The 17830-nt window shown below is 43.6% G+C and carries 23 protein-coding genes and 2 pseudogenes; 16 read left to right on the forward strand and 9 right to left on the reverse strand.

The features are described from left to right. Positions 1-282: 282 nt before the first annotated feature. A pseudogene (locus tag AB4209_RS10095) lies at positions 283-1000 on the reverse strand (DUF1826 domain-containing protein). Positions 1001-1276: 276 nt separating this feature from the next. Between AB4209_RS10095 and AB4209_RS10100 the strand changes: the two are divergent. The 6 genes from AB4209_RS10100 (at position 1277) to AB4209_RS10125 (ending at position 6862) form a co-directional block, all read left to right on the forward strand. Beyond that, positions 1277-1849, forward strand: coding sequence for a YceI family protein (locus AB4209_RS10100; protein ID WP_229647247.1), 573 nt, complete (start codon positions 1277-1279; stop codon positions 1847-1849). Positions 1850-2170: 321 nt separating this feature from the next. Beyond that, positions 2171-2866: a VC0807 family protein gene (locus AB4209_RS10105; protein ID WP_017059114.1), complete on the forward strand. Its 696-nt coding sequence runs from the start codon at positions 2171-2173 to the stop codon at positions 2864-2866. A 356-nt stretch (positions 2867-3222) separates the two neighbouring features. Then, entirely contained in the window at positions 3223-3498 is a 276-nt protein-coding gene (locus AB4209_RS10110; protein ID WP_017059113.1) for an HU family DNA-binding protein, read from the forward strand. Between the two features lie 25 nt (positions 3499-3523). After that, positions 3524-3667 (forward strand): hypothetical protein, encoded by a 144-nt coding sequence (locus tag AB4209_RS10115; protein WP_017059112.1) that lies wholly within the window; start codon positions 3524-3526, stop codon positions 3665-3667. A 320-nt stretch (positions 3668-3987) separates the two neighbouring features. Next, positions 3988-4890: a VirK/YbjX family protein gene (locus AB4209_RS10120; protein WP_372055744.1), complete on the forward strand. Its 903-nt coding sequence runs from the start codon at positions 3988-3990 to the stop codon at positions 4888-4890. A gap of 268 nt (positions 4891-5158) precedes the next feature. Further along, positions 5159-6862, forward strand: coding sequence for an FAD-dependent oxidoreductase (locus tag AB4209_RS10125; RefSeq protein WP_065583695.1), 1704 nt, complete (start codon positions 5159-5161; stop codon positions 6860-6862). 152 nt (positions 6863-7014) lie between these two features. On the opposite strand, the gene AB4209_RS10130 is transcribed toward AB4209_RS10125, so the two are convergent. The 3 genes from AB4209_RS10130 to pnuC form a co-directional block, all read right to left on the reverse strand. Then, the gene (locus AB4209_RS10130; protein ID WP_017067876.1) at positions 7015-7695 is read right to left on the reverse strand and encodes a Crp/Fnr family transcriptional regulator; all 681 of its coding nucleotides are present in this window, start codon (positions 7693-7695) and stop codon (positions 7015-7017) included. Positions 7696-7820: 125 nt separating this feature from the next. Beyond that, positions 7821-8549 carry a nucleoside phosphorylase gene (locus tag AB4209_RS10135; protein WP_372055746.1) on the reverse strand — a complete coding sequence of 243 codons (729 nt, stop codon included), beginning with the start codon at positions 8547-8549 and terminating at the stop codon, positions 7821-7823. Positions 8550-8557: 8 nt separating this feature from the next. Continuing rightward, positions 8558-9292, reverse strand: a complete 735-nt coding sequence (gene pnuC, locus AB4209_RS10140; RefSeq protein WP_017069647.1) for a nicotinamide riboside transporter PnuC — start codon at positions 9290-9292, stop codon at positions 8558-8560. Positions 9293-9656: 364 nt separating this feature from the next. On the opposite strand from pnuC, the gene AB4209_RS10145 reads away from it, so the two are divergent. Next, entirely contained in the window at positions 9657-9860 is a 204-nt protein-coding gene (locus AB4209_RS10145; protein ID WP_017059106.1) for a hypothetical protein, read from the forward strand. A 42-nt stretch (positions 9861-9902) separates the two neighbouring features. Here the strand turns inward: AB4209_RS10145 and AB4209_RS10150 are convergent. Together AB4209_RS10150 and AB4209_RS10155 are read right to left on the reverse strand one after the other, a co-directional pair. After that, positions 9903-10031, reverse strand: a pseudogene (locus tag AB4209_RS10150) (ABC transporter substrate-binding protein); the annotation flags it as partial. A 34-nt stretch (positions 10032-10065) separates the two neighbouring features. Beyond that, positions 10066-10515 (reverse strand): PaaI family thioesterase, encoded by a 450-nt coding sequence (locus tag AB4209_RS10155; protein WP_102320058.1) that lies wholly within the window; start codon positions 10513-10515, stop codon positions 10066-10068. Between the two features lie 34 nt (positions 10516-10549). Here AB4209_RS10155 and AB4209_RS10160 point away from each other — a divergent pair, with 34 nt between their 5' ends. Then, positions 10550-10828 carry a DUF134 domain-containing protein gene (locus tag AB4209_RS10160; protein ID WP_029235478.1) on the forward strand — a complete coding sequence of 93 codons (279 nt, stop codon included), beginning with the start codon at positions 10550-10552 and terminating at the stop codon, positions 10826-10828. Between the two features lie 63 nt (positions 10829-10891). Here the strand turns inward: AB4209_RS10160 and nqrM are convergent, their stop codons facing one another. Both nqrM and AB4209_RS10170 read right to left on the reverse strand, forming a co-directional pair. Beyond that, the gene (gene nqrM / locus AB4209_RS10165; RefSeq protein WP_017059103.1) at positions 10892-11089 is read right to left on the reverse strand and encodes a (Na+)-NQR maturation NqrM; all 198 of its coding nucleotides are present in this window, start codon (positions 11087-11089) and stop codon (positions 10892-10894) included. Further along, positions 11086-11532, reverse strand: a complete 447-nt coding sequence (locus tag AB4209_RS10170; protein WP_017059102.1) for a NifB/NifX family molybdenum-iron cluster-binding protein — start codon at positions 11530-11532, stop codon at positions 11086-11088. Before AB4209_RS10170 ends, nqrM begins: the two co-directional genes overlap by 4 nt. Positions 11533-12007: 475 nt before the next feature. On the opposite strand from AB4209_RS10170, the gene AB4209_RS10175 reads away from it, so the two are divergent. Continuing rightward, positions 12008-12730, forward strand: a complete 723-nt coding sequence (locus tag AB4209_RS10175; protein ID WP_372055748.1) for a DUF1007 family protein — start codon at positions 12008-12010, stop codon at positions 12728-12730. A 94-nt stretch (positions 12731-12824) separates the two neighbouring features. Beyond that, positions 12825-13922, forward strand: a complete 1098-nt coding sequence (locus AB4209_RS10180; protein ID WP_372055750.1) for a nickel/cobalt transporter — start codon at positions 12825-12827, stop codon at positions 13920-13922. A 114-nt stretch (positions 13923-14036) separates the two neighbouring features. Here AB4209_RS10180 and AB4209_RS10185 read toward each other — a convergent pair whose 3' ends face one another. Beyond that, a complete protein-coding gene (locus AB4209_RS10185) occupies positions 14037-14369 on the reverse strand; it encodes a PepSY domain-containing protein (protein ID WP_372055752.1) in 333 nt (110 codons plus the stop codon). Positions 14370-14635: 266 nt separating this feature from the next. On the opposite strand from AB4209_RS10185, the gene AB4209_RS10190 reads away from it, so the two are divergent. From AB4209_RS10190 to AB4209_RS10215, 6 genes are all read left to right on the forward strand, one after another. Then, positions 14636-14995 (forward strand): carboxymuconolactone decarboxylase family protein, encoded by a 360-nt coding sequence (locus AB4209_RS10190; protein WP_017072037.1) that lies wholly within the window; start codon positions 14636-14638, stop codon positions 14993-14995. Then, positions 14995-15525 (forward strand): VOC family protein, encoded by a 531-nt coding sequence (locus AB4209_RS10195; RefSeq protein ID WP_372055754.1) that lies wholly within the window; start codon positions 14995-14997, stop codon positions 15523-15525. Before AB4209_RS10190 ends, AB4209_RS10195 begins: the two co-directional genes overlap by 1 nt. Further along, on the forward strand, positions 15522-15965 hold the full coding sequence (locus AB4209_RS10200) for a DMT family transporter (RefSeq protein ID WP_065676946.1): 444 nt from the start codon (positions 15522-15524) through the stop codon (positions 15963-15965). Before AB4209_RS10195 ends, AB4209_RS10200 begins: the two co-directional genes overlap by 4 nt. Next, a complete protein-coding gene (locus AB4209_RS10205) occupies positions 15962-16480 on the forward strand; it encodes a DMT family transporter (RefSeq protein WP_017072040.1) in 519 nt (172 codons plus the stop codon). Before AB4209_RS10200 ends, AB4209_RS10205 begins: the two co-directional genes overlap by 4 nt. Continuing rightward, the gene (locus AB4209_RS10210; protein WP_017072041.1) at positions 16470-16793 is read left to right on the forward strand and encodes a hypothetical protein; all 324 of its coding nucleotides are present in this window, start codon (positions 16470-16472) and stop codon (positions 16791-16793) included. Before AB4209_RS10205 ends, AB4209_RS10210 begins: the two co-directional genes overlap by 11 nt. Positions 16794-16882: 89 nt before the next feature. Then, positions 16883-17821, forward strand: coding sequence for a LysR family transcriptional regulator (locus tag AB4209_RS10215; protein WP_017072042.1), 939 nt, complete (start codon positions 16883-16885; stop codon positions 17819-17821). The last annotated feature ends 9 nt before the right edge of the window (positions 17822-17830 follow it).

A 17830-nucleotide genomic window follows, 5' to 3' on the forward strand; every position in this document is an offset into this window, starting at 1 on the left:
GCAAGCGGGATATATTTTACGCTTTAAAATAAATTAAGAAACCGATGAGGAACTGAAATATTGATATATGTGAGTAAGTGCACGCATCGTAACCCATTGATTTAGAGAATGGTAAACTCTAAATTTTGAATTAATGTGCTAAACATGGTCAGCTGATGAGTGTCTCTGTTTGAGAGTAATAACGGCACAGATCGCGCTATACCGTTAGATCATTAGGAAGGTATTTAAACGTGTTGAACGTCTGAATAGAAACAGGTTGCGGACAAAGTAGTCAAAAGTTGATCAACCAAAGTCCAACGTTAACAGCAATCGTGTTTCGTCAGATGAAATGACTGGTGAACGGTGAACAAGGCCTCTATTCTCATTGCCACTCCAACGCTCCCCTTTTAATAACGCAACATCACCACTGGCCATTTTCTGGATGTCAGATTCGTCGTTGTACAGGCCTGAAACAGAATCAGGCTTTCCGTTAGCCCCTAGCCCTAGCTTAGAACGGTCGACTAAGTCGTTTGGCAACCATTGAGTCGCAACACCATGATAAGTTGTCACCAAGCGGCAAGGCACTTGATCAAAATGGAAACGTGGGCACATCGCTTTATTCAGAACGGCTAAACGTAACCCGACTTCTTCAAGCTCAAACAAACAACAGAACATATCCACCAGCTCTGCCATGTTTTCTAACAGAGCTTTAGAGGCGGTGCCATCGGTGGCAAATTCCAACTTATCGAAAAGCATTTTCAGGTGACACGCTAACAGACTTACTAAAGTTTGGATTCAAGGCGATAAATTCACTAATTGCCGTCGTTAAGCCTTCATCAAACTGTCGCTGCCATACCGCTATATTAATATCACTTTGGTAGATATCCGCTAATACCGTTGGCTGCTCAGAAGCACTCGAGCTTGGCTTGTGATTTGCCTTATCCTGAATACTCACAGCTGAACTAATGTTGAGTGGCTGGCTGCTATTGGTAGCCAAAGGCTTGGTTAACACGGCATTCATTACGTCGTCTCCTTGATACATGCTCATCGCTTCCCTTTTACCAACAGAATAATTATTCTTGGCAAGAGTAATTTTGGTTATGTTATAACATAGCCAAAATTAAACAAGTCACTTCGTCGTTCATGATTCCAGTAATACAGCGACGCTCTTCTTTTCCTGCGGTAATTTCTCGAATGCTGAACTAAGCTTCTCTCAATCACTCTTTCCAAAAAGTCATTTTAAAAACGTACGACTCAAGAACGTAAACCTGTGAATTCATCAATCTGGTGACAACTTATGAAAAAACTAATCTCTACATTCGGCCTCCTATGCACCGTTATCTCCGCTCAATCTTTCGCGGAGTCGGGCTACACATTAGATCCGAAGTTATCGAACATCACATTCGCGACCATTAAAAAGCAGTTTGTTGTCGAGCCCGCATCCATCAAACCTATGTCTGGAGGGCTTACCGAAGAGGGCCAGTTTTCAATAGTATTGGACTTGAAAAGCGTGAGCACCGGAGTCGCTATTCGTGACCAGAGACTGAATGAACTCTACTTTGAATCGATGACTTTTCCTGAAGTGAAGATCTCTGGGAAGGTTGAACCGTCGATGCTATCTGGTGATCCAAAAAGAACAACAGTAGCAGCGGAAGTTACTTTACACGGCGTAACCAAAACGATCGACTTCCCAGTTGTGGTGGTTCCATCCTCAGGGTTTGTCATGGTTAGCTCAGCTTCGACAATCATCGTCAATGGCGCTGATTTTGGGATATCTACAGAGAATCTAAACAAACTTTCAGCGACCGTGGGTGGATTAGCGATTTCCGACCAAATCCCTTTGAGCTTTAACCTACTTTTCGACGAATAATGGGCTTATAACTCTTCCTTTCTGTTCTGCCTCATTTCACATTCATCAATCGTTTAAGAGCGGTGAATGTGAGTGAGAGTACGCGACAACGCAATAAACTGAATTAGGTTTGAATAAACTAAACCAAAATTTCCACTCGATTTCCCCAAGTCGGCCAGATAAACATCCCTCACAAAGTATTAAATTGAGCGTTATATAGGCTCAGAGATGTCGTTGATGTCACATGTCGTTACACAGCATGACGCCTTAAGGCTTTACATCTTGGGCGAGGTAAACAACAATCCCTGAGAATAAATCCATAACATAATGTATTTAGAAATTATGAGTAACACAGAAAACAAAAAATCGAGTCCTCTTTTCGAAGTCGTGTTTAACGTCTTTCTTCCTTCATTCATTTTAATGAAGTTCAGTGGAGATGAGCATCTCGGAACAGGCTTAGCTTTGCTTGTTGCCCTTGCCTTCCCTATTGCTTATGGTGGCATGGAGTTAATCCGCAATAAGAAGTTCAACTTCATCGCTGCGCTCGGCTTTGTAAGCGTGCTATTGACGGGCGGTATTGGTTTCTTTGAGCTAGACACTCGTTGGTTAGCACTAAAAGAAGCATTAATCCCTGGTCTAATTGGTTTGGCGGTTCTTGGCTCTACCTTCACCCGCTACCCGTTTATCCAGAAAGTTATCTTCACACCGGCCCTGTTAAATATCTCTCTTATTGAAGAGCGCCTAAAGCAGTTCGGTAACCAAGCAAAGTTTGATCGTTGTCTAATGACATCCAACTACCTATTCGCGAGTACTTTCGCATTTTCTTCAGCTATGAACTACTTCCTAGCGACTTGGATTGTGACTAGCCCTGCTGGCACCGCTGCCTTTAATGAAGAACTTGGCAAGCTGACACTTTACAGCTACCCAGCAATCGCCATCCCAAGCATGCTGATGATGTTAGGTATTTTCTACTACATTTGGCGTCAAGTTCGCACGATGACATCACTAGAAACAGAACAAATTTTTATTACTAAATAGTTCTGAATTAACAAATCGCTCTGACAGCACAACATGAAGCCCAGCAATTAAGCTGGGCTTCTTTGTTTTTACTCTTTCGTTATCAACGTGATAGATGACAGCTTCGATTTGGATTATGAATCGAACGGGCAACCCTAATGCTCTTTTCTCAAGTAAATTTGGGCAACATGTCTATAAACCAATAATAATCAATGAATTGCATTGATTGAACCGACAGATGCTTTTATAGTCAATTCTGTTGGTTACTTTACAAAGCTCTACCCGCTCACTGACATTATTTCAATTGCTGTTGATAAGATCGCATAAGCTAGGTGCTAAAGGTAGACGCCAGCCGTACTCAATAAGGAATATAGATTATGAACAAATCTCAATTAGTTGAACACATCGCGACTTCTGCAGACATCTCAAAAGACCAAGCAGGCACAGCACTAAATGCGCTAGTTGAAGGTATCTCTACTTCGCTTGCGAACGGTGATGACGTATCGATCCTTGGATTTGGTAGCTTTAAAGTTAACTCTCGAGCTGCTCGCACTGGTCGTAACCCGCGAACCGGAGAAGAGATTCAGATTGCCGCATCAAAGACGCCAGCATTTAAAGCGGGCAAGGCACTAAAAGAGACGTGCAACCTGTAACACAAAAAACACAAGGAAGATTACGATGACGACTAAGGAAAAAGCGAAAACGAGCCGAAGCAAAAAAGCAGGCAAGTCGACTAAAGCGCAAGCCGAAACGCCTAAGACTCGTCAACGCATTGAAGAGCTTCTCGAAGAGCGTGAACTGGCTAAACTGTTAGAACTTTAGTTTATATAAGAACTAAAGTTTAGGTTTAAGCAAGGTGATAGTTTGTTATCGTTCTAATGCCACTGCAGATTTGTAGTGGCATTTTTGATTTAGGAGCAAGCGCCTCTAATAAATAACATTGATACCCCTCCCCACTAAAGCGACAAACACATCTGTCCAAAATCTGAACGCTAAGTAACTGATTGAGTTACATAGCTATACATATCCATACTTACCCAAATCGCCTTTTTCACTATCATCATTTTCTTGTTATTGGTCAGATTATTGGAAGGGTTCATGACACGACTGTGTTCGAGCAATCCTTCTTCTTTGAGGTGATTATGAATGTCGTTCGCATGGGGATTGAAGCAAATACCCATAAAAATAAGGGTAAGTACAAAGCGATAGTTAAGTTTACTATTCGAGCCCTGTTTTATTATTCAGCTACTCGAAAAATGAGTAATAGTTTCAACTCTGAAGAGAGAAAGTTATTATTTATCAAGCAACCCAACTTCCTTTCTAAATTTGTGACTCCCTACTTATGTACTGGCTTTAGCAATAAAGAAAAGATCGATATCTTATCCAAACACTACGACTGGTTTGAAAACACCTTCGCAACAGAAGCTAGACACCAAATCTATAACGAAAGGCTCAATCTTTTAAAACTTGAGATAGATGACAACGTTTATCTGGTTAATCTCAGCTTCGAAAGAAACGCGAGAAAAGAAGGTGAACTGACAATTTCATTGACCAACTCTCAACTCGAAAAAATGTATACCATTTCGTTTACTGTTTTCGACAACAACATTCACATCGGCGGTATACAGGGTGGCGCCAATGACAATGGATTTAGCCGCACATTCACCAAAGCTTTTTACGGTTTAAGACCTAAATCCTTCATGGTAGAAACACTACGACTGCTCGCTATTAACTTGGGTATCGACAATATCTATGCGGTTAAAGAGTCTGGTCATGTCTCGAACTCATTACGCTACGGTAAGAAAAACAAAGACATCAGCCTTAAATACGACAGTCTGTGGGAAGAGCACGATGGACAGGTGCATGATAACTATTTCTATCGTCTCCCGACAAACCCGAACAGGAAAGATCTTGAAGCTCTAAAACGTCAAAAGCGTAAGTTGTATCGCGAGCGTTATGCCTGGCTAGATCTGTATGAACAAGATCTGAAGAACGTAATCAGTCAGCACATCCGTGATCCTGTTCATTATGTTCATGACAGTTAATTTGGCTAACCTGTACTCGACTCGCTAACGCGTATTACCTTTACTAGCGTGCTTTAGTCTAATCACAGCCCTTGGACCAAACGCTCAATCCCGAGGTGATAGCTTCAAAATAAATATTAGACAATGCTAATTTACATCTTTATAGTATCTAGGTATTTCGAAAACTACTCAATCGCCGGCGACCAGCCAGTACTGATCATTAAGAAGATACAAGCTCTATGCTCGGCAATTTGTATAGTTAAACTTAGAGACAGTAATAGGTAAACGTATGACTAAAATTGTAATCATCGGTGGCGTAGCTGGAGGTGCTTCAGCTGCTGCACGCGCTCGTCGTCTTAGTGAAGAAGCCGAAATCATAATGTTTGAACGAGGACCATTCGTCTCTTTTGCCAACTGTGGATTGCCATACCACATAGGTGGCGATATCGAGGATAGAAGCAAGCTTCTGTTACAAACACCTGAAAGCTTCTTAGCTCGCTTCAACGTTGACGCACGAGTGATGAACGAAGTTACCTCTATTGATCGCACCAATAAAACCGTTACAGTCAAAAATCTTGTTGATGGTAATCACTACAGCGAGAGTTACGACTTCTTATTACTCAGCCCTGGAGCCGGTGCCGTCGTTCCTCCCATCTCAGGAATCGATAACCCCCTCACCCATTCACTACGCAATATTCCAGATATGGATCGCATCATCGAAACAATCCAAATGAATAAACCTGAGCACGCGACAGTTGTTGGCGGTGGCTTTATCGGCTTGGAAATGATGGAAGCGTTTCATCAGCTTGGGATCAAGACTTCGTTGATTGAGATGGCTGACCAAGTAATGACGCCAGTAGACCGGGAAATGGCCGGCTTTGCCCATGCGGAGATTCGTGACAAAGGCATCGACCTAAAACTCGGCGTCGCGCTTGAGTCTGTGAAATATATACCTAACGAACACATCGCAAGTTTTGATTCAGGCGAGAGCGAGAAGCACCAACACATAGAGGGTGAATTAGAATTAACACTTAATAATGGCGAGTCATTAACTACTGATATCTTAATCATGGCTATCGGTGTGCGTCCTGAGACTAAGTTAGCAAAAGAAGCAGGACTTCAAATTGGCGAACTAGGTGGTATCTACACCAATGAAATGATGCAGACTAGCGATCCTAGCATCTACGCTGTGGGTGATGTGGTCGAAGAAAAAGACTTTGTCACAGGTGCACAAACTCTAGTTCCGCTTGCTGGCCCTGCTAACCGTCAAGGTCGTATGGCTGCCGACAACATGCTCGGACGCAATGAAATCTATCAAGGTACACAGGGCACAGCTATCTGTAAGATTTTTGACCTAGCCGTTGCCTCAACAGGGAAAAACGAAAAACAGTTGAAGCGTGAAGGCGTCGACTATGAAAAAGTCTATGTGCATACCGCAAGCCACGCTAGCTACTATCCTGGCGCTGAGATTGTCTCGTTCAAGATGTTATTCGCCCCTAAGACAGGGAAAATACTAGGTGCGCAAGCCGTCGGTAAAGATGGCGTTGATAAACGCATTGATGTTATGGCAGTAGCTCAACGTGCAGGTATGACCGTTGATCAGCTTCAACACCTTGAATTAACCTATGCACCACCTTACGGGAGTGCCAAGGACGTGATTAACCAAGCCGCATTTGTTGCCAACAATATTATTAAAGGTGACGCGACACCTATTCATTTCGATGAGATTGCAACATTAAGCGACAACCAACTCCTACTCGATGTTCGTAACCCTGGCGAACTAGAAAATGGTGGCTTTATTGAAGGCGCAATCAACATTCCTGTCGACCAACTGCGTCACCGCATGGACGAACTATCAAAAGACAAAGAGATTGTAATCTACTGCCAAGTCGGGTTACGTGGTAACGTGGCTTATCGCCAACTCGTCAACAACGGCTTTAAAGCACGCAACTTAATCGGTGGTTATAGAACACTCATGTATGCAAAAGCTTAAGGATTAATACTTAGTCGCCGGTAATGGTGCGCGGACACTTACGGGCTAGTTGCTAGTTGCTGAGAGAAAGTCGCTCATAAATAGATGCGAGTAGTTAATAGTAAACATTGAAAAACCGAGCTTGGCATTTAAGTAAGTGCCAAGCTCTTTTATTATTCGTAGGAGTCAATAAAAGCTTGCAGTGCTCGCTGATCGACAATTTCTAACCCTTGATCTCCTTTTCTGATGAAACCCTTGTCTAATAGGTCTTTAACCGCTCTTCGATACACTCTGCTCGATGTACCAAATCGTTCTGCTTCTTGATTCACTTTATCGAAACCGCCTAACACAGTGTTAGTCTCGCTTTGAACCAATAAATCATACGCAATATTGTAGGTAATTGAGTGTAAAAGACGGTTAGTGTAAATACCCATAGAGTCTTGATAATCTTCCGCCAATGCAGAGGCAAAGAAGAACATCATCCCCGGATTTTCAAGTAGTGCTTCTGCTAATCTCTGAATGCAAATAACATCAACTTGCATGTGTTCATCAGCCACTACGTTCCACTGACAAGGGGTCTGCGTGAAAAACTCCATCTCACCGAAGATATGATAATCACAATTCACTTCGCCCAATTGAAAGCGTCGCCCATTAGCCGCCGAAATACTCATAGAGACTCTTCCAGCGGGCACTACATAAAGATACTGAAGCTGCTCACCTTGACGTAGGATTTCATCATTTTGATTGAAGTAACGAGAGTTAACTTGGTGTTGGTAGATGAGATCTCTAAATTCAGAGCTTTTTTGTTCTAAGTAGTTTTTAAAGCGTCCGCTTGAGTATGGTGCAATCTTCATACTTACTCTCTCATTGCATTACTGCTGTTTATATTCAAACGATTGTAACCACTTAAACCACAGGAGAGAACCCAATAAAAAAGCGACGGTCTCCCATCGCTTTCGTCTTGCATTTATTCAGGCTCTTATTGAGTAATTAATGCTTTCAGTGCCGCTAATGACGCTAGCCGCTCTCCTTGCATCATTACCTCTGCCTCATCGACATATTGCCCAACGCCCTCCTTTACATCTTGTTCGTACAAGACAACATTGTTCAAGATAGAAGCGACATTAAGCCCTCTCAAGCGTCCCACGGTAAACAGCGCGGATGTTTCCATGTCTGCACCTAAAATGCCTTTGCCATTCCAGTACTGACAAAGCGCCTTCTCGTCATCGGTATAAAAACTGTCGTGTGAGCGTACCGTGCCCAAATAGTAAGGTGTTGTTTGCTGCTGCAAGAACTTGTCTAGCTCTTTAAGCAGAGAGAAGCTTGCATAGGCGGGATACGACGGCTTAACGTAAGCGGTAGAACCACCCTCATCGCGAACCGCGCCCTCTGCAATAATTAGCTCACCAAGCCCGATATGTGACTGCATCGCACCTGCAGACCCTACTCTGATGATATGAGTCACACCACAAAACTTAAGTTCTTCTACCGCAATGATCATTGAAGGTGCGCCAATACCAGTGCTGCAAACTGATATCGCTTTCCCTTGATGAGTTCCAGTGAAGATTCGATACTCTCGGTTCTCAGAAACCATCTCGACATCTTCAAGCAAGCTCGCGATTCGATTCGCTCTATCTGGCTCACCACAAACAATAACTAACGGAGCAATTTGCGTTTCATCAACGCAGATATGAGGTTGCTTTGCCATCTTCACTCCTAAGAAGCCGTTGCTTGAGTTAACGATTTATCACTGTTTCGTTTAGCTGTGCGTGCCCACTCACGAGTACCGTTTGCCGCAATAAACATTAAGATTGCGTATTGAACAGACATTGCGTACACACCCTGCGTCGCATAAATACCAACGCTGATAATGTTAATCACAATCCACAGTATCCAGTTTTCAACATACTTACGTGTCATAAGAACTTGAGCAACAATAGATAGAATGGTCATCGTGGCATCCCAGAATGGGAACGCATCCGGTTCAAGCACTGGCTCCGCTAAATCCGCACCAAATAGATTCAGGCTATCTACCGCGATGTTTGCTAGCGCAAAAAAGAATGGGTCGATGTACATAGTTAACAAAGCAATAGAAATCGCACACGCTACGGCCGTTGCTACTAGTTTATTTTGGCTCAACCAACGAACTTCTAGCGTTTCACCTTGCTCATTAGGACGTGTCCATGCGTACCAACCGTAAATGTTGGCGCAAAAGAAAAAGAGTTGTAGAAGTAACAGTCCGTATAACTGAATTTGGAAAAAGATAACCGCGAATAAGGTGACATTCAGCAATCCGAACAGGTAGTTAATGGTTTTTTCTTGGCTTGCAAACCAAATACACAACAAACCAAACACGGTGCCGAATGCTTCAATCCAGCTCATTGCGTAGCCATCCCCTATTGGGATATTGACTAAAGTATTGTTGATATCAAGTAGAGCGAATAGGTCCATAGATGTGTCCTTTATTATTTGTTTTAGTGGCACCTATTTTATTGCGCCTCTCCAAATAAAAATGAGGACATTTGTCCCCCCTAGAATGCATGCGGTCATAAATCAGAATATTAAATCCGGAAAATCAATTTCACCGGAAGATGTCATAGCCCTCCCACAGTCTCGAACTCGAAACTCCAGCACCAGAACAGCCCCCTTCCAAAAACGAAATTTTAGCTTACTGGCTTAACGCCGATATCGCATTGACGGTTACGTTTGAGAAGCGCATGATTTTATTTCGAGCAGAATCGTTGTCTGGCGTGTTAACCGTGTAATCGCCCCAAAACTCGTTCTGTGCAACGTACTCAATTGTATGGCAGGTCACATGAATAAAGTAATTATGTTAGTAATGGGGCTGCTTTTTACCAGTCGATTGTTTGCCAGTATTGTTCCTCATGTTGGTCAACTTGAGCATGATGCGCCTATTCTCCTTCGCTCGGCATTGATTGTAGGGGTTGCGGCTTACGCAGTTTGGAGTGCATTTAAATACTTCAAAAAGATCAAGGCCTCAGATTCAGATCAACTGTAACGGCGAAAGTCCAAAAGCTTTTGAATAAGCCTCTAATTTCGATTACTGATCTGCGAAATAATCGACCAAGATTTTACGCCACTTTCGTGACTCACGAATCTTCAACAGGGCGCGGTTAATCTCTTCTTCGTACACGTTATTTTCAGTGATTATGAAACCGTAGTTGGACTTTTATAACTGATAAAACAACACCGCTATACCAAGCTTAAGTTTGATAGCTAGAAACTGACATAAACTGACTTTGTGCCGACGAACATAACTTTCCGCACTGAGTAATTTGGCTTTCTAGGAAGTAGATATTACGTCTACTTTTCACCCACTGGGCACGAACTTCCAGTTCTTGACCAATCAAAATCGGATGATGAAAACGAGAGGTTAAACTCACCGTCATCGCCTTGATATCATTCTGAAATAGACAATGCAACATCGCGCTGTCATGCAGTGTAGTGACAATGCCACCTTGCATGATGCCATCGTAGCCCTCAGTTTTATCTGTTGGTACAATCTTGGCTCTGGTTTTATATTTAGCTACTGCCTCATGCTTAGTTAAAGTGTCATGCTCGCCAATAGCTTCAAAACAAATGGCGCTGTCGTTGAAAAAACCTTGGCTGCACACTTGGCAACGCCGATGATTGTGTGGAAAGAAAACCTTCATACTTACCTTTACCCATAGATTGCTAGAGATTGATATGGCTCGACCAAAAAAACATCGCCAGTTGTGTACCCGTACGGCTTACTCTTGTTTTAAGCCCAATGGTGTTCCTATGGACGAGCTTCATAAAGAAGAATTGCTATTGGAAGAGCTCGAAGCCTTGCGCTTGGCTGATCAAGAAGGCCTGAGCCAGCTTGAAGCCGCTGAACAAATGCAGGTGTCTCGCCAAACGTTCGGCAACATTATCAAGCGTGCACGAGCTAAAGTCGCCAAGTGCATCGTCAATGGTCACGCGTTGGTGATTCAAAGTAGTTAATTAACGTGTTAGCCAGAAGTTATTTAACTCAGTGAGCGAGAACTCTGATGCTTACTTCGATACTTAGCTTGATGGCTCAGTAATCTGATACAGCTTTTTGCTTTGCCCTTCACACACATCCTTGCAATTGCATTCACGCTCAATATCTAACTGCGCCAATCCTCCACAGCTGCCTTTGATTGGCTTGCGCGAAAAAATCACGCCTATCGCCATCAATGTAACGACTCCGACAAACCCCAATAGCGTCAACAAAAAGGTCATTGTCGGAACCCTCGAATAGCACCTAGCTGATTAGGCTGTACCATTAGAATCGAAGCTTGTTTTTTGTGCCCGTTTTCGCCGCACGTTTTATTGCCACACCCACTATTTCTCGGCTCGCGACCATAATCGAGATCGGTCACTTCCCGTAGATTGTCGAAATCCAAAGCCCCGATTTCTGCCTTACCTGTCGATGCCAAGACTCGAATATCGTTATTGAACAAGTGCGCTAGCATCTTCTTACCAATATAACGAACCACCACAGATTTCACATCGTAAGAACGGAGAACCGAAATCCATTGCTTCTTTTTATTGCAAGAGGTGTCGGAGTCAATCAAAGGAACAATCTGTTTTATCTGTCGTTGTTCATCGACAATCGCGATCTGTGGGGAACGAGCAAAGTGGTTGCCAACATGAAGGTCGCGACAAGGTACTGCGTATAACATAGTAACTTCCTGTTATTGATGATCAGGAGTTCAGCATACGCCCCATTATTGGCATATGCCAATAACTATCATGTGAAAAATAAGATTTACTGGATCGATAACGAAGATCACAAGCACCCAAACTTACCGTCATCTTCAGCCTATCTCAGTTACCTTTCAAATAACCATATATACTAGGGGGTAGTATTTTTACTGGGGGTATTTTTTGCGTTGTTAATGCCTGTTATCAAGAGCCAAGCTCAAACCCATTACAAAAAGGCCTCGCACAACCGAGAGCTTAATCGACTATTCAACGTCACACACTAGTCTGAATAATGTCGAATTAGGGACCAATCAAAGATGTTTATAGGAAAAATAGGTTGGATTGAAAATCAAGAATTGCAGTCGGCTTCAATGTAAACAAGCTTATAATTTGAAGTGAACAACGCATCGAGTTGTTATAATATAACATCACACTAAATTACCATCATTTCTCATGAAACAGCCATTTATTCTAATCGATGTCATCAATCGCCTCTCCACACGCTATGTAAGCCGTTTCTCGACATGCTTTCGCTCTCTCAAGGGCTTGACTGTTGGCCTAGCATTATTGTGTTTTGCGCCAAATCTATATGCCCACCCTCACTCTTGGATAGAGATGAAAACTCATATTGAGGGAGAGAATGGCATGATCACAGGTCTCTCTATGGAGTGGTCTTTTGATGCAATGACCTCGATGTACATGTTGGATGGAGAAGACGTCTCTGCCGATACAGAAACTGAAACATTCAAAAAGCTCGCTGCGTCTGTAATCGAAAACATGATGTACGAGCACTACTTCACGTACTTTTATGATGGTGAAGAGCCCATCAAATATCAGGTGGTTGAGAACGCAAAGTTTGAGCGTGATAAAGCCAAGATGGTTCTAACATTTGACCTACCACTTTCTAAACCTAAGCCTGTGACACGAAACTCGCTTCGCGTATTGATTTTTGACCCTAGTTACTTTGTCGACATGTCGTGGCTATCCAACAGCGACGTGACATTGTCACCTAAACTAGCAAGACAATGCCATTTAGAATTAATCGAGCCTAACCCGACGCCAGAGCAAATGAGTTATGCAATGTCTTTACCTGTCGATGCAGATCCAGATAACACGCTAGGCCAACTGTTTACACAATCGGTTGAGCTTCATTGTGCGGCGGTTCCCGCTTCTTAGTCGCAGTGGTTCGTTTCAGCCTTTAAGTCAGCGTCTAGCTGATTAAGCATGGCAACTAATTAACAGAAAGATTTCAGATATAGGTTCTTGTTAAATGAAGAAAAATCAATCCAAAATCAATCACTACCTCATTGGTGCTGGCGCGTTCGTGCTTATTGCTATTGGTGCGTATCAACTGTGGTCCATGTGGCCATCGTTAGTTATCTCTAGCATTCAATGGCAAAGAGAAGTCAATTCAGAACTTGCAGACCTGCTCTATGAAGCTAAATCCAACCCTTGGGGCGCAGGCAGTTGCCTTATCGGGTTCAGCTTTATCTATGGCATGCTTCATTCTTTGGGGCCTGGGCACGGCAAAGTTATCGTGTCGACTTACTTAGCGACTCACCCAACCAAAGCCAAGGCGAGTTTAGTGCTTACGGTCGTCTCCGCTTTTTTACAAGCATTGGTCGCAATCTTACTAGTAAGCGTGTTGCTGTGGGGCTTTAGTGCTTCCATGCGAGTAGTGAATGACAAAGCGAATATGTTTGTTTCATTAAGCTTTGCCTTAGTCGCGGTCGTCGGCGCACTTATATGTTGGAAGGCTTTGAAAAACATCTACACCGCTATGCGTAAGCCTAAGCTGAAAGTGAAAGCCATCACTACACTCGCAACAGACACAGCTGCGACAATTTCAACGCGTGCGCCAATGGCACTTCGTTCATCAATATCAGCCCCTTCTCCGATAATCGACGCTACTAGCACAATGCAAGCCGCAGCTAACACTCATGCAGATCATTCTCATGCCGACTGTGGGTGCGGCCACCAGCATGTAGCCGATGCAGACGCAATCAACAAAGCCTCAACGCTCCGAGAATATGCTGGAATTATAGTGACGATTGGCGTAAGACCGTGCACCGGAGCCATCATGGTACTGCTTTTCGCAAACATGGTTGGCCTATATTGGATGGGCGTATTGAGTGCCTTTGCGATGGCCATAGGCACAGCACTAACAACCTCTTTAATTGCAATGATGACGCTAACAGGCAAACACTTAGTGAAACGCTACTTGGCAGCGGGCAACAAGAACAGCAACGCCTCATTAAAAGCCGCAGGTCACTACTTGCAACTCTTTGGCGGTATTTTGCTTGTGTTGATTGGCTTGTTATTGATGAACGGTCAAGACAGCGGCATGTCCCCTGTATTCACTATGTAGCGCACAACCGAGTAGCAATTAAACTCAGGTTCTTTTCACTCGTACCGCATACATCAAGGCCTCGCAAACGCGAGGCCTTAGTTTTATCTTATGAATGTAAATGGTCTTCTAGAATCACTTATCCACGTCACCAGTAACGCCGTCATGGGATAATTCTCCGGACAGTTCAGCTTGCACTTCAGCAAGGCTTTCTTCTTCAATCGCCACAATTTGTGCAGTTAGCGCATCAACTTCGATCTCATAAGCTTTACCATCACGCGTAACAAACACATCCCATTGATTGTCAGGCTCGTCATGACGAATCCCAAGTACCTCGACATCCAAAGATAACAGTGCCGCTTTAATCGCTTGTTCTTTACTGACTATCTCTGTGCCTTGAGCCGCATAGGTTGAAACACTAAATGTACTAACAGAGGCCAAAGCACCACATAAAATTAACTGTTTCATTGTTTTCTCCTCAGCTTTTATGGCTATTTTCACCACCTTGATAATGTGGTGTAGCGCGTGAAAAGAATGTTAGTCATTGTGTAGGTGCCTTCCATTTCCCCTCTTCTCCACTTTCTCGCCTTAGCCTCTTTTCCTGTTCTCAACACGTCTGTGCAGATTCCGCATAAGTCCTATTCCATTCCGCTGGTTTTTCAAATTTCATCGATCTCTATAATCCCCTTCATCCGCTGCGGCGAACCAAATTGATATAAGTGAGAAAGTTGAATATGACTAAGAAATATCAGAATGCAGTGCTGGATGATCAAGCACTGATTGAGGGCCTCAAATCAATCAACCCAGTATGGGGCGACATGACAGTACGTGTTGCTGGTGAAGCATGGGGCATGCCGTTAATTGACCAGAAAACCAAAGCGCTCATTAGCCTTGCGATTGACCAAATGGCGCTCAACGTAACGGGCGAAGGTAATCCATTTGGCGCTCACGTTGATATGGCACTTAAACAAGGTGCGACCTATGCAGAGCTTGAAGAGTTAATCGTATTTGCATCGGCATACACTGGCTTTAACAAAGGGGCGACGACGATGGGCGCACTCAACAAAATTCGTCATGAACGAGGAGATTTCTAATGGCTATTCCAGGGCTACAAAAACCAGACCATATCGGTTTCACGGTACCGAATTTAGATGAAGCTATCGCTTTCTTCCGGGAGCATTTTGACTTTGAACTGGCGTATGAGTTTGGACCATTCGCGTCCGATGATGACTGGATGAAAGATCATTTAAACGTTAATCCACGTGCAGAAATCACCAAGATCGCAGTGATGAACGCGAAAGGGATTAACTTAGAGCTCTTTGAATACTCAGACGCAGTAGAAAGAAACAAAACAGCACCAAATAACGCCGACATTGGAGGTCACCACCTTGCTCTCTACGTTGAGGATATGGATGCCGCGGTAGCGTATCTAAAAGACCAAGGCATCACAGTCCTCGGAGAACCAACCACCATGACTGAAGGCCCTACGGCAGGAGAATCTTGGGTTTACTTCATGGCACCTTGGGGGATGCAATTAGAACTTGTGTCTTATCCAAACGGCAAAGCTTATGCAAATAAAGCTAATGCAAACCGTGCTTCTGTTGCGTTGTTTGACCCACGATGAACATTATTTTTATCGTGATGATTGTGATCGCGGGTATGGGCTTGTCTTTCGAAGCAGGCTTACTTGGCCCTTTAGGTAAACAAGTTGGCCATTTATGGGCCACCTTGAGCATCTTTGGCGTTGGTACTGCGTTGCTTTGGATGATTCGTCACTTCACACCGAATGGACAATTCAAAGCTTGGAACACCATTCCAAAATGGCAGCTTATCGGTGGTTTACTGGGGCCTATCTACGTGGTCGTTCTTACATTAGCGACGCCAATTTTAGGGGTCGCAATGACGATGGTTTGCGTCCTGTTTGGTCAAATCACTAAGAGTTTTGCGATTGATTACTTCGGCTGGTTTGCAATGCCAAAGCAAGCGACTAACCCACTGCGTTTGCTTGGTTTGGGGTTCATATTCCTCGCTCTCTGTTTTGTCTATTTAGGAGGACAATCATGACGCTGATTATTTTACTCGCCATTGCATCAGGCATGGCATTGAGTGCTCAAGCGGCGATTAATGGTCAACTGGGGGCAAAAGTTGGTGTGATTGAAAGCTCCCTGCTGACCTTTAGTATGGGAACCGTTATCACGGGGTTACTGATTTTCTTCTTTGAACCAAGTTACGACGCAACTCTGTTATCGGTACCTAAATGGCAACTCGCAGGCGCACTATTTGGCATCTTTTACATGATCGTCATGGTAGCGGCAGTGCCAAAGGTGGGTGTCGCGATTGCCACAGTGGCTACCATTTTAGGCCAGATGATCATGAGCCTGATAATCGATACTCAAGGCTGGCTTGGGAATACGCCCATTGAACTGAATTATTGGCGTATTGCTGCCATGGTCTGCATTGCGTGCGCCTTGGTCTGTATTTATATCGCCAATCGGCAAATACAAACCGAATTAGAAGCACCGTTAGCAAAAGACAATATTACGACTCACCTTACCAAGGAAACATTGCATGTCAGCTAAAACCATCATCGTGTTCTTTAACCTAAAATCAACCACGGATGAAACTCAATATCTTAAATGGGCCAAAGAGTCAGATCTACCGACGGTAAACAAACTCAGTAGTGTTTCATCGTTCGAGGTCTTCAAAGGCATCAGCATGTTTGGTCAAGATAAGCCGTTACCATGGGATTACTTTGAGATTATTCAGATTGATTCTGAAGAGGCATTTCTTAACGATATTCAAACTCAAGAGATGCAGAAGATTGTCGAGCAGTTCCAATCTTTCAGCGAGGATGCACACTTTATTGTTACTGAGAATATTCTCACCGCATAATAAATGAACCTTCAGGCAAGCTAACTATTAGCTTGCCTTTTTTTATGTTTAGAACGTAATCTTTGACTAATAAAAGTAGGAGAAAGCTTGTGAATTACGATGTCTCTTTATTGGAAATAAAACTGTTCTTGATGACCACCCAATTTGGCAACTTTTCTGAAGTGGCACGTCGCCAAGACATGACACCATCGTCGGTGTCTCGCAAAATGGCGCAGCTCGAGGAGAAAGTCGGAACCAAACTTTTACATCGTCATACACGCTCAATTTCTCTTACTGATGAAGGTGTGGCATTTAACAAGCATTGCACCGAAATCATCAATCAGTATGAATCGGTTGTCGAACGCATTGAACAGCGTGCAGACACGCCTCGTGGCACCGTCAGAATAAGCGCGCCGGTTGCCTTTGGTCGACTCCACATCGCGCCATATCTCGCGGAACTGTTAGAAAGGTATCCACTTCTCAAGGTGGAAGTCCAGCAGACGGATGCATTTGTAAACCCCGCTGCTGAATCTATCGACTTACTGATCCGCATTGGTGTACCGCAAGATTCTTCTTTAAGGATGAAACGTTTTGCTAAGCAGCGCTATGTCATGGCTGCAAGTCCAAACTACCTCAAATCTTATGGCACCTTAACTACGCCAGAAGAACTCAAACAACATAACTGTTTAGTGTTTAAGGGACCAAATGGTCTTCAACGCTGGTTTATTGGTGAAGATAAATTAGAGCCGTATGAAGTTTCAGGATCACTCTACAGCAACAATGCAGAAACGTTGGTCGCGAGTGCGGTCGGTGGAAGTGGAATTGTCGTCTTTCCTACTTGGTTAATTGGGAAAGAATTGAAGAGTGGTTTACTTGTCCCTTTACTGGACGGTTACCAAGTTTCGACCAGTTTAGAGCAACAATCGATCAGCGCCCTTTATCTTGATACTGATAATCTGGCGGCAAAAGTCAGGGTCGTAATTGATTTTCTAGCAGACAAATTCAGCAGCACAAGCGACAAGAACTCATGCTACTGGGATGCTATTTAATCGAGTTTT

The sequence above is a fragment of the Vibrio sp. 10N.286.48.C11 genome (assembly GCF_041469805.1).
GTDB lineage: Bacteria > Pseudomonadota > Gammaproteobacteria > Enterobacterales > Vibrionaceae > Vibrio > Vibrio crassostreae_C.

Excerpts from the sequence above, each read along its gene's own strand:
- AB4209_RS10155 (WP_102320058.1), bottom strand. The coding sequence starts at position 10,515 with ATGAAGGTTTTCTTTCCACACAATCATCGGCGTTGCCAAGTGTGCAGC.
- AB4209_RS10105 (WP_017059114.1), top strand. The coding sequence starts at position 2,171 with ATGAGTAACACAGAAAACAAAAAATCGAGTCCTCTTTTCGAAGTCGTG.
- AB4209_RS10205 (WP_017072040.1), top strand. The coding sequence starts at position 15,962 with ATGACGCTGATTATTTTACTCGCCATTGCATCAGGCATGGCATTGAGT.
- AB4209_RS10210 (WP_017072041.1), top strand. The coding sequence starts at position 16,470 with ATGTCAGCTAAAACCATCATCGTGTTCTTTAACCTAAAATCAACCACG.
- nqrM (WP_017059103.1), bottom strand. The coding sequence starts at position 11,089 with ATGACCTTTTTGTTGACGCTATTGGGGTTTGTCGGAGTCGTTACATTG.
- AB4209_RS10135 (WP_372055746.1), bottom strand. The coding sequence starts at position 8,549 with ATGGCAAAGCAACCTCATATCTGCGTTGATGAAACGCAAATTGCTCCG.
- AB4209_RS10110 (WP_017059113.1), top strand. The coding sequence starts at position 3,223 with ATGAACAAATCTCAATTAGTTGAACACATCGCGACTTCTGCAGACATC.
- AB4209_RS10120 (WP_372055744.1), top strand. The coding sequence starts at position 3,988 with ATGAATGTCGTTCGCATGGGGATTGAAGCAAATACCCATAAAAATAAG.
- pnuC (WP_017069647.1), bottom strand. The coding sequence starts at position 9,292 with ATGGACCTATTCGCTCTACTTGATATCAACAATACTTTAGTCAATATC.
- AB4209_RS10125 (WP_065583695.1), top strand. The coding sequence starts at position 5,159 with ATGACTAAAATTGTAATCATCGGTGGCGTAGCTGGAGGTGCTTCAGCT.
- AB4209_RS10200 (WP_065676946.1), top strand. The coding sequence starts at position 15,522 with ATGAACATTATTTTTATCGTGATGATTGTGATCGCGGGTATGGGCTTG.
- AB4209_RS10185 (WP_372055752.1), bottom strand. The coding sequence starts at position 14,369 with ATGAAACAGTTAATTTTATGTGGTGCTTTGGCCTCTGTTAGTACATTT.
- AB4209_RS10170 (WP_017059102.1), bottom strand. The coding sequence starts at position 11,532 with ATGTTATACGCAGTACCTTGTCGCGACCTTCATGTTGGCAACCACTTT.
- AB4209_RS10130 (WP_017067876.1), bottom strand. The coding sequence starts at position 7,695 with ATGAAGATTGCACCATACTCAAGCGGACGCTTTAAAAACTACTTAGAA.
- AB4209_RS10115 (WP_017059112.1), top strand. The coding sequence starts at position 3,524 with ATGACGACTAAGGAAAAAGCGAAAACGAGCCGAAGCAAAAAAGCAGGC.
- AB4209_RS10195 (WP_372055754.1), top strand. The coding sequence starts at position 14,995 with ATGGCTATTCCAGGGCTACAAAAACCAGACCATATCGGTTTCACGGTA.
- AB4209_RS10160 (WP_029235478.1), top strand. The coding sequence starts at position 10,550 with ATGGCTCGACCAAAAAAACATCGCCAGTTGTGTACCCGTACGGCTTAC.
- AB4209_RS10190 (WP_017072037.1), top strand. The coding sequence starts at position 14,636 with ATGACTAAGAAATATCAGAATGCAGTGCTGGATGATCAAGCACTGATT.
- AB4209_RS10100 (WP_229647247.1), top strand. The coding sequence starts at position 1,277 with ATGAAAAAACTAATCTCTACATTCGGCCTCCTATGCACCGTTATCTCC.
- AB4209_RS10180 (WP_372055750.1), top strand. The coding sequence starts at position 12,825 with ATGAAGAAAAATCAATCCAAAATCAATCACTACCTCATTGGTGCTGGC.
- AB4209_RS10175 (WP_372055748.1), top strand. The coding sequence starts at position 12,008 with ATGAAACAGCCATTTATTCTAATCGATGTCATCAATCGCCTCTCCACA.
- AB4209_RS10145 (WP_017059106.1), top strand. The coding sequence starts at position 9,657 with ATGAATAAAGTAATTATGTTAGTAATGGGGCTGCTTTTTACCAGTCGA.